The sequence below is a fragment of the Domibacillus sp. 8LH genome (assembly GCF_038806185.1).
GTDB classification, from domain to species: domain Bacteria; phylum Bacillota; class Bacilli; order Bacillales; family Domibacillaceae; genus Domibacillus; species Domibacillus indicus_A.
This window is the reverse complement of sequence record NZ_JAVJNG010000049.1, coordinates 1-9,670: the sequence shown is the minus strand read 5'-3', so window position 1 is coordinate 9,670 and position 9,670 is coordinate 1. Positions and strand designations below refer to the sequence as shown.

9 protein-coding genes and 1 rRNA gene are annotated in these 9,670 nt (G+C 40.1%); 5 read left to right on the top strand and 5 right to left on the bottom strand.

Going from position 1 to position 9,670, the window contains the following annotated elements:
- Window positions 1–703: 703 nt before the first annotated feature.
- On the bottom strand, window positions 704–1,537 hold the full coding sequence (locus tag RG959_RS23335; RefSeq protein ID WP_342799195.1) for an SPL family radical SAM protein: 834 nt from the start codon (window positions 1,535–1,537) through the stop codon (window positions 704–706).
- 190 nt (window positions 1,538–1,727) lie between these two features.
- On the opposite strand from RG959_RS23335, the gene RG959_RS23330 reads away from it, so the two are divergent.
- From RG959_RS23330 to RG959_RS23310, 5 genes are all read left to right on the top strand, one after another.
- Window positions 1,728–2,747 (top strand): zinc-binding alcohol dehydrogenase family protein, encoded by a 1,020-nt coding sequence (locus RG959_RS23330; RefSeq protein WP_483298924.1) that lies wholly within the window; start codon window positions 1,728–1,730, stop codon window positions 2,745–2,747.
- Window positions 2,748–3,070: 323 nt separating this feature from the next.
- Entirely contained in the window at window positions 3,071–3,991 is a 921-nt protein-coding gene (locus RG959_RS23325) for a S66 peptidase family protein (RefSeq protein ID WP_342799193.1), read from the top strand.
- Between the two features lie 473 nt (window positions 3,992–4,464).
- The gene (locus RG959_RS23320) at window positions 4,465–5,202 is read left to right on the top strand and encodes a hypothetical protein (protein ID WP_342799192.1); all 738 of its coding nucleotides are present in this window, start codon (window positions 4,465–4,467) and stop codon (window positions 5,200–5,202) included.
- Window positions 5,165–5,824 (top strand): hypothetical protein, encoded by a 660-nt coding sequence (locus tag RG959_RS23315; RefSeq protein WP_342799191.1) that lies wholly within the window; start codon window positions 5,165–5,167, stop codon window positions 5,822–5,824. Before RG959_RS23320 ends, RG959_RS23315 begins: the two co-directional genes overlap by 38 nt.
- A 251-nt stretch (window positions 5,825–6,075) precedes the next feature.
- Window positions 6,076–6,900: a protein-glutamine gamma-glutamyltransferase gene (locus tag RG959_RS23310; RefSeq protein WP_342799190.1), complete on the top strand. Its 825-nt coding sequence runs from the start codon at window positions 6,076–6,078 to the stop codon at window positions 6,898–6,900.
- A gap of 580 nt (window positions 6,901–7,480) precedes the next feature.
- Here the strand turns inward: RG959_RS23310 and RG959_RS23305 are convergent.
- The 4 genes from RG959_RS23305 to rrf form a co-directional block, all read right to left on the bottom strand.
- Window positions 7,481–8,167, bottom strand: coding sequence for an LbetaH domain-containing protein (locus RG959_RS23305; protein WP_342799189.1), 687 nt, complete (start codon window positions 8,165–8,167; stop codon window positions 7,481–7,483).
- 648 nt (window positions 8,168–8,815) lie between these two features.
- Window positions 8,816–9,079 (bottom strand): DUF1292 domain-containing protein, encoded by a 264-nt coding sequence (locus tag RG959_RS23300; RefSeq protein WP_342799188.1) that lies wholly within the window; start codon window positions 9,077–9,079, stop codon window positions 8,816–8,818.
- A 309-nt stretch (window positions 9,080–9,388) separates the two neighbouring features.
- A complete protein-coding gene (locus RG959_RS25685) occupies window positions 9,389–9,544 on the bottom strand; it encodes a hypothetical protein (RefSeq protein ID WP_483298923.1) in 156 nt (51 codons plus the stop codon).
- Window positions 9,545–9,595: 51 nt separating this feature from the next.
- Window positions 9,596–9,670, bottom strand: a 5S ribosomal RNA gene (gene rrf, locus RG959_RS25680); the annotation flags it as partial.

The window sequence follows — 9,670 nt, the reverse complement described above, 5'->3', positions numbered from 1 at the left end:
TAACTTAACCTAAAATGGCGATTACTCGGTATTGCTTGGTGTTACTTTACGATATTATCCAGTTTTCAAAGAACAATTCAACGCTGTCTCTCTGACATCTAAATAATTATATCATGCAGCAAGTACAAAGTCAACAGTTTTTTATCAAAATAATTATCTCAATAAATCATTGTATATATTTATACTCACCCTCTTAATGTCGCGTTTAATAGAGGGTGACTAACAAAACAAGTCATCTTGCAATTGTTAGTAAACGTTATTTCCGCATTTTAATTATATGATTATAATTAAAATGCTACTTAGGAAATATATTATTTCTCCTTACTGCCTTAGCGACGATTAATAATATAACATGTCTAAATGCTGATTTCAATCACTTCTGTTTCTGTTTTTGTTTCCTCTATTACCTTTTTGTTCCCTATATCCTTCATCTTTTAAGTAACCGAGTAAAAGAATAAATCGCATGTTAGTTGGAACACTACAAACTGAAGAGAAAAAAGCAGTTGCTTCTAGAAGCAACTGCTTTTTTCATGCAAAATTATAAGAAGTATATTAATGAAGCAAATAGAAAAGCCTTTACTTTAAACATAAATCCCTTTGTCAGTATAAATCGGTATTCTAAAAAAATCGGACAAATATTTTGTGCACAAAGCCCAATAAGCCCGTATTACGAAACCATATACACCTTAACAAACAATGACTTTTATTTTGGAAAAGCTTCTTTTTTAGAAACCCGTATCATTTCAGCAGGAAAATACTTGTTAAAATATTTCCCCACCATTAAGTGTAAATCTTTTCGGTACCACTTTGACAGTTCATGCTGTTGAAATAATTCTGGCATCCCTAACCTCTCTGAACGCCTTCCCATGAAGCCGTCTCCAATACTTAATGTATCAATCCAGATATGATCCACAATTCCAATTAATACTTTCGGAAAGTCAGGGGTGAATGGCAAAACAGGAGAAATCGAAGCTTGAGTGGATATTCCTGCATCGTAAATTTCTTTTAAAGCTTTTATCCTTAATTTAATGCCGGGTGCATATAAAGAAAATATTTTCTTTATATCTTCCCTGTCCGTTTCAATTGTTATGGAGACAAGGACTTCGCATAATTCATTTAATTTCTTTAGTAAACCAATATCTCGTGTGATCAGCGGGCTTCTTGTTTGGATTTGGAGAAAATCAGGTGGGTTTTCAATCATTTCTTTTAATATACTGCTTGTGATCTTTGCTTTACGTTCAATTGGCTGGTAAGGATCTGTGACAGAAGACATAAAAATATGCACAGGTTTGTTTTTCTTACGAAGTTTTCTGATTTCATTTCGGTAATTTTCTGCTGCATTTGTTTTGATGTCGATCCATTCTCCCCAAGAAATTTCCTTGAATTTCTGAATGGGCATTTCCCTCACATAGCAGTATCTGCAAGAAAATGCGCAACCGCTATACGGATTCAAAGAGTGGGTAAATCCAACATCTAAATAACCCTTTGCCTCAGTAAGGATCTTCTTAGCAAGGATTTCTTTTACTTCAATCCCCATATGCCTCTCCTTCCTTTACAACCTGTCACATGTTTTTAAAATTATATAAAAAATTTTATCTTGTTTTTTGTTTTAAGCTTTAATCATTACATAAAATTCAACTTATCAAATAGCAGTGGTGTTTTTATTTTAAGTCATTCCTCGCAAAAGGTATACTTGCAAGGAAAGGATGTGGTTGATTATGGATAAAATGAAGGCAGTAGGACTAATGAGATACCTTCCCATTGAAAATCCAAAAAGTCTGGAAGACGTAGTGATTGAGAAGCCGAAAGCAACGGGCCATGACATTTTGGTTAAAGTTGTCGCCATATCGGTCAATCCGGTTGACACGAAGGTTCGGACTCCTAAAGACAAAGTTGAAGAAGTTCCTAAAATTTTAGGCTGGGACGTAGCAGGAATTGTTGATGAAGTGGGGCCAGACTGCTCCTTATTCCACCCGGGGGATGAAGTGTTTTATGCTGGTAGTATTGCACGACAAGGCGGCAACAGCGAATATCATCTCGTCGATGAACGCATCGTTGGGCGAAAGCCCGCTTCCTTGACTTTCGCAGAAGCGGCGGCCCTTCCTCTAACTTCTATTACAGCTTGGGAAGCACTATTTACCCGAATGTTACTTTCGCAAGATCCAAGTGTCAACAAAGGAAAATCATTGTTGATTATTGGGGCCGCTGGGGGTGTCGGATCCATTGCCGTTCAGCTTGCAAAACAAGCAGGACTTACGGTAATCGCTACTGCTTCCCGGCCAGAAACTGTCGATTGGGTTCAATCAATGGGCGCCGATTATACGATTAATCACCATGATCCGCTTCTGCCGCAGCTTCAAGCCATTGGGTTTCCAAACGTTCCGTACGTTTTTTGCTTGAATGCTTTAGAGAAACACTGGGCCGGCATCAGCGAGGTTATTTCTCCTCAAGGAGTTGTATGCGCCATTGATGATCCGTCTTCTCCACTTGACCTTACCATGCTCAAGCAAAAAAGCGTCACCTTCGTGTGGGAATTTATGTTTACACGCTCGCTTTTTGAAACAGATGATATGATTGAACAGCACCATTTGCTTAATCGGGTCGCTGAGGCAGTGGACCAGCAAAAATTGAAAACCACGCTCACTGAAGTGCTTGGACCTATTTCAGCAGAAAACCTTCGCCAAGCCCACAAACTGTTGGAGAGCAATAAGGCGATTGGCAAGATTGTACTAGAAGGTTTTGCTTAAAATTTGTTCGTGAATAGGACAACATAGTAGTATTCCGCGGCTTGATCAATCGAGACTATTACTAGCAACAAGGAATAAATAAAAAGGCCGATTGCAGACTGCAGTCGGCTTCCGTTTTACAACAAGAAATTTGCCGTTATTTATAACCACGCTCGCCTCGAGTACTGTTCTTTCCATTCACCTTACTTAAATATTTCACTGCTGTTTGCGCCTCATTTACTTTTCCTAATAGTCTTTCGTCACACCCATATCCTGAATAATCAAATATTCTCCTTTCTCCTTTCATAACCTATAAAGGCAGTAAACTAAAGGGAGGCGAGAGTATGCCCATTAAACCAAGAATGCTGCAGCGGGGAGATACAGTCGGCATCGTTGCGCTGGGCAGTCCCGTTGCTCGGAGCATTATTGATGCCAGCATTGCTTTTCTGCAAGGAATGGGGCTTCAGGTTGTTTTGGGGAAGTATGTATATGCACAAAACGGATTCCTAGCAGGAACGGCCCAGCAGCGCGCTGAAGACTTGATGTCCATGTTCACCAACACACAGGTAAAGATGATTTTGCCTGTAAGGGGCGGTGTCGGTGTGGAAAGTATATTACCGTTCCTTGATTATACAGTGATCGCTCGAAACCCAAAAATCGTGAGCGGCTACAGTGATATTACTGTTTTATTAAACATTTTATATCAGTTTACCGACCTTATTACATTCCACAGCTTACTCCTCATTGACTTTAGACCACAGACGCCGGCTTACAATTTTGAACAGTTTTTTACCATCACCTCTTCGACTGTTTCACCTCGCCCGATTCTGAACCCTCCAGGAGTGCCGCTTACTGGCAGAGTACATGGGAACGTCAGCGGCCCAATTGTTGGTGGAAACTTAACATCCATTGTCAGTACATTAGGTACACCATATGAAATCAATACGGCCGGGAAGATTATTTTGCTCGAAGAAACACATGAACCCATTAATACGGTTTACCGCTACATTGATCACATGAGGATAGCTGGAAAATTTGAGGATTGTCTCGGAATTATTATGGGAGAATGTACCGATTGTCCGAATGCCTATGGCAAGTCTTATAGCGATTTGATTAGTGAATTTATTGCACCACTTGGAAAACCGCTCATGACCAATCTTGCTTCTGGGCATGGATTCTACAAAGCAGCCATTCCAATAGGTGCTAGAGTAAATTTAAATACCTCCAATAATACGATTACATTGTTGGAAGCTGCTGTAAGCTGATTCGTTCATTCTTCTTTTGGTGGTTTTCATATATCAACAGCAGAAAAAGGATACTGATGAATAACTCAAAAGCGCCGAATCATTTTTGCTCAATAAGCTTATTCTGTTTAAAGAACATATCCCTGGGGGTAGATGGTCTATCTCCAGGGATATGTTCCTCAATGTTATTGTATAAATCCGCCTTGGTTTCCTCCCTTACTCTTTTTCTGCACATTTAGGAAATTTTAGGGTTAGAAAGATTGGGAATTGAACAAAAAATCAGCGCCGCATTCCCCTTCAAAATCTCCGATTTAGTGGGAGTTAGGCGCTAAGGTCTTGATTCTTCTTATTTTTCTATGTATTTTTTATGACATCGCTTGCCGCTTCTTACTTATCATCACTCATATTGATCCTCGTATCGTTTTACAATTGATTTCCATTTTGATACGATCAATGTATCATAAGGACTAAAAAATGGAAAGGAGGGTTTGACTATGAAAGTTGCGAAGTCGCTGCTGCACAAAATTACAAATCAGACCGAAATCTTCAATAATACGCTGGATATTTACAATGATGCCCTGTCCTTCATCATCCAGGTGATTGACAAAGAGTTTGGTAATACCGACGACCTGACAACAAAATCAATTGTGCCGGCAGTAGAAAAACTGATTCACGCAACCAAATCAAACCCCCTTCCGAAATACAAAGAATTTAACGAACGTTTTTACAAGTTTCCGTCCTATTTTCGCAGAAGTGCTATTGCTTCCGCTTTTGGCAAAGTAAAGAGCTTCCGCTCTAACTATCAAAACTGGGAAAAAGAGCAAAAGTATGCTCTTTCCGAAGGAAAAAGATTTAAGAAACAGCCACCTCGTCTGCAGTCGAAACATAAAGAATTTCCTGTGTTTTATCGAGGGAATATGTTCAGCAGGATATCCGATACGTCTGCACAAATCAAGGTATTCCACCAGAATGACTGGGTATGGATGGATATCGAATTTAAAGGGCAGGACCTTTATAAACGAGGTGTCTGGGAATGGAAAGAGAACAATCCTAAGCTGATTAAGCGGGGAAAGAAATTCTTCCTTTCCATCAGCTATGAAAATAAAGTTACATTAACGAAAACGCCTATTCAAGAACAAAAAGTGTGTGCGGTAGATCTCGGACTGACGAAGTCTGCGGTTTGTTCGGTTATCGATGCAACAGGGCACTGTCTTAGGCCGGACATTTATTGACCAGCCTAAAGAAAAAGACCGGCTGCAGACGTTAACGAACAAGCTTCGGAAAGCCCAGCGGGCAAGCGGCCGTATTCAGGCGCCGAATTTTTGGCGGCAGATCAATGGGTACCAGCAGCATATTGTCCGCCACACAAGCCATGAAATTGTAAAATTCGCGGCGAAACATGGCTGTGACGTCATCGTATTCGAATACTTGGGCAGAATGAAAACCCCGAAAGGATTTTATGGAGCCAGGAAACTTCGTTTCAAGCTTCACGGCTGGCGAAAAATAGGCATCCAGAACAAAGTGGAAGATATGGCGCTCTGCCTCGGCATGCGCATTTCCCGAATCAATCCACGAAATACCAGCGCCCTGGCTTTCGATGGCTCTGGAAAGGTGGAACGGAACCCGAAAAAAGACCTTGCCGTGTTTTCAACAGGCAAAGTCTATCATGCGGATTTATCTGCTTCTTATAATATCGGAGCCCGTTATTTTATTCGGGCTATTCAAAAATCCACTTCGGAAACGAAATGGTTGTCACTTCAGGCAAAAGTTCCTGAACTGGCAATAAGGACATCTCAGACCTTGTCTTCGTTCATTAGTCTCCATCATGCACTCGGGCTTCCGAAGGAAGCTTAATCCGCTGATGCTGTACTGTATTCAAGATAAGGGATGCTCCATCAAAATCTTTGATTTAGGTGGAGAGGTTCACAAGGCAATAGAGGAAAATAAGATACATTTGTGTCCGATCTACTGGCTTGATACAAGTGTTTTATTAAACAGATCATATAGATGTGCGAATTAAATGATGAAAGCCACACGTTAAAACAATGCTTGAATATGCTAGGTAAGAATGCAAGTGAATATTCGAACCTGGAAAGAGGTATAGTATGATTCGGTTATCAGGGATGCCCTTTCAACAAAGTACCATGTCGCCATCTGGAAGTATTGAAAGTACCATTCTTCGGCGGATGAAGAATGATACAGCGGTTTATTCGTATTCATTCATTGGTGAATTATCGTTTGAGCTTGAGTTACGAAAAAATATCATCATCAGTGCAAGAGCGATGAACGAAAGCAGTGTACGGTTTGCAGTATTTGCTAACTCCCGCTGTAATCCTCAATATTGGAAACTGACGAGTACCGGCGGATTTCAGCTGAAGCATGGTGTAAAGTCGTCAGACGCGATTAAAGATATTTATATAAACAGCTCACAATATGCGTTCGAATGTGCAACCGCGATGGTTATTGTCTTTTATCACGCACTTCTAAATATGATCGGCGACTCATTGTTTAATCGTTTGTTTCAAACCATTTACTTATACAGCTGGCATGCTGATCCTGACCTTGGAATAAAGCCCCTTTATACAAGCCGCTTTTTGCCTGGAGATATCGTATATTTTAAAAATCCGGACTTCAATCCGCAAACCCCTCAGTGGAGAGGAGAAAATGCTGTTGTGCTGGAAGACAATACGTATTTTGGGCATGGATTAGGAATCAAGACAGCTGAACGAATGATTCATGCTTTAAATCAAAAGAGAATACCGGGAGCAGATCAATCCGCTTATCTGACAAATGTCGTTGTAAGGCCGTCTTTTAAACATCTAGCGACACTTTCAGTGGTACGGCCCGTGTATTCGGTTTATAAATATCAACCTATCGTCCAACATAACCAGAATTCAGTTTCATTTGATCAATATGTTGCCTACTTGTGATCGCCAGCCTTAAGATAAAATTCGATGATCGAACTCCTCTTAAAAAAATTAATTTATTAATCATCACGCTCCCTATTTAAGAATTATGAAATGAATTGTTCTTGGTCCTATAAAAGCAGACACCATTTATAAATCGTGTCTCGTGATTTCGACTTCAGACTATTGGCGTGATGTAAGCTGTATTTTTTCGATCCAGCTATATTCGTTATGTATACCTATCCAGTTAGGTTTGAGAGGCTTCTTTACATTTTTCCGATCAAAGCCTTTCCTTTATTACAAATAGAGCACTGTTCTTTAAGGGCTCAATATGCTTCTCTCCTTTTCGGATTTCCTGGATGCTTACAACGCTAATGTAAATGTGGTTTCTTAATACCCGAAGCCTAAGTATGTTATTTCTTAATGAACCATTATGCACTTTCGTCTGCGCGAGCAGTTATGACGTTCTGTGTATGTAATTTAATAAAGTTCTTATAGTCTTTTTTAAAAGAAAAAGTACATGAACTGGAATACAGCTTGCAAGCAAAAAAGCCCTTATGTAAAAGGCTTTTTTAACCCTACATTTCGTTGTTAAGGTTTTTCGTTACGCGTGGTCGTCATACGCAAGCCCACATGAACAACGATACTTTCCGAACAAAAGATGATATGAGGAAGGAAACTCTTGATTTACACGCTGTACTTCCGCTACAAATTCCTTACTGTCTTTTGGCACCACTGAAAGTGTGTCCGCTTTTTCCTGAGTATCGATATGGGCGCCCGGCGGCACGAATTTATTTTGATCTATACGTACACCATTGGTGACTACAGCGTTGTAAGAAATAAATGCCCCTTTTTCTACAATGGCATTATAAACAATGGAGTTAAATCCAACAAATACATTGTTTCCGATAAAACAAGGGCCATGAATAAGCGCTTTGTGAGCTACAGTAACCTCGTTTCCAATGAATATAGAATAGCCTTTCCCGCCCACAATAAATTGCTTGTTTAATAAACCATGCAAAATAACACCGTCTTGAAGATTCGTTTTAGAACCAATATAAAACGGCGTTCCTTCATCTGCACGTATGCTTACATTAGGTGCAATATAAACATGATTTCTAATGGTAACGTCTCCTATAACACTTGAAAACGGACTAATAAAAGCCGTTCGATCAATTGCCGGAAAACGCTGAATAGGGTTAAAAGAAGTTACCGGGTTAGAGCTGATAAATGGCTGAAAGCAAGAAGCGTTGTTATGGGAAAATGGTATTGACCCGCTGTTTTCACTCAAGTACTCACCCCCTTAAAATTTCATGTCTAGATATCGTATGTAGAACAAATTCATCAAGGTACAGATACTGAGGCCAAGAATTGGGTTCCTTTTATCATTTGTATCCAATGTTTTATGCTACAGGAGATGAATAACAAGAAAAGTTTGTTGAAGAAGCGTTTTTGAGAGTGTAATTCTGAAGGCGGTAAACGTAATCCACTTAGCTCAAGCAAGGGATTTATGTGGCTGATAGCAGAGGAGGACTCTGCATAGGTAAGGAACATGCTTCTCCATTACACTTCCCATTTATCCACCTGCCCTCTGAAGAAAATCTGATTGAAGAACACCCAGGAGACGCCATCATAAATATTTGCGTGGATAATGCGGCAAAAAATGACCTCTGTTCATCCCCGCTCCCCCTAATTATACAGCATTTTATATGGGTAAATAAAAACACTGCTTACAGAACATTTATACTCCGTCCTGCGCGGACATCCAGACAACAGAGATCAACATGCAGCCAAGAATATTAGTCATTTATCTTAGCTTCCGCCACCCGGCTTACCAACCGCCCGGATGGCGGAAGCAACGCATTTTTGGAACCGAAAGCATCTTGACGAAAGAATTTCCTGGTTCGACGGTGACAGGAAGTATCAAGAGATGGTTTACTTACTCTTCCTTGGCTTCATTGAATGCAGCAGATACCTTTTCCAATTCCTCATCATTTTCTATCAAGGATAACTGCTCGTCATTATCCACCCTTAAAAAGAAAACATCGATCTCTTCATCCGTTTTTTGCTGAAGCTCTTCCACATATCCCACAACTGCATATTCTTTTCCATCAAGAGCTAAGGTCTTCAGCACTTCCATATCTTGTGTTTTGCCATTATCATCAATCATAGTGATGATTTCCCCGGTTTCAATTTTTTCCATGTCAGTTTCCTCCCTGTTCTGCTATAACCATTTCCTAAAAATATTTTGCCCAATATCTGATCATTTAAAAGAAAAAACCTTCCTTCAAAAATTCTCAGCTCTTGAAGCGGGCACCTGAATAGTTATTCTTATCAGAGCGGAATGATATGCTTGATAAAACAGCAAACCCCCAACATAAAAATGACGACCAAGCAAAACCAAAACAAAATTTCACATCGCTTCCCCCCTGAAAAGCCGCAGTGCCGATCGAAATAAAAAGATGGTCTTAGAGGTCCACTATTCCCCAGCCAATGGACATGCTTTCATGAGCTATAGCTGCTTTTGGCTCAAGAATAAAAAATGACCATAAAAAAATAAAACACTGTCTGAATATCCTTCAGTCAATGTTTTATTTATACAAGGAGGAGCGTTTGCAGCAGCATCGCCTGTTCTTTTATATTTTGCAAAAAACCAGTTTTTTTTCATGGAATATGATTCCTACACAAAAAAGGACAGCTTCCGCTGTCCCCACTTCTTGCCTGGCGGCGTCCTGCTCTCACAGGGGGAAACCCCCAACTACCATCGGCGCTGAAGAGCTTAACGGCCGTGTTC

Bases quoted from the DNA above. Each gene is read 5' to 3' on its own strand.
- RG959_RS23335 (WP_342799195.1), bottom strand. From the start codon at position 1,537: ATGGGGATTGAAGTAAAAGAAATCCTTGCTAAGAAGATCCTTACTGAG.
- RG959_RS23330 (WP_483298924.1), top strand. From the start codon at position 1,728: ATGAAGGCAGTAGGACTAATGAGATACCTTCCCATTGAAAATCCAAAA.
- RG959_RS23325 (WP_342799193.1), top strand. From the start codon at position 3,071: ATGCCCATTAAACCAAGAATGCTGCAGCGGGGAGATACAGTCGGCATC.
- RG959_RS23320 (WP_342799192.1), top strand. From the start codon at position 4,465: ATGAAAGTTGCGAAGTCGCTGCTGCACAAAATTACAAATCAGACCGAA.
- RG959_RS23315 (WP_342799191.1), top strand. From the start codon at position 5,165: ATGCAACAGGGCACTGTCTTAGGCCGGACATTTATTGACCAGCCTAAA.
- RG959_RS23310 (WP_342799190.1), top strand. From the start codon at position 6,076: ATGATTCGGTTATCAGGGATGCCCTTTCAACAAAGTACCATGTCGCCA.
- RG959_RS23300 (WP_342799188.1), bottom strand. From the start codon at position 9,079: ATGGAAAAAATTGAAACCGGGGAAATCATCACTATGATTGATGATAAT.
- RG959_RS25685 (WP_483298923.1), bottom strand. From the start codon at position 9,544: ATGAAAAAAAACTGGTTTTTTGCAAAATATAAAAGAACAGGCGATGCT.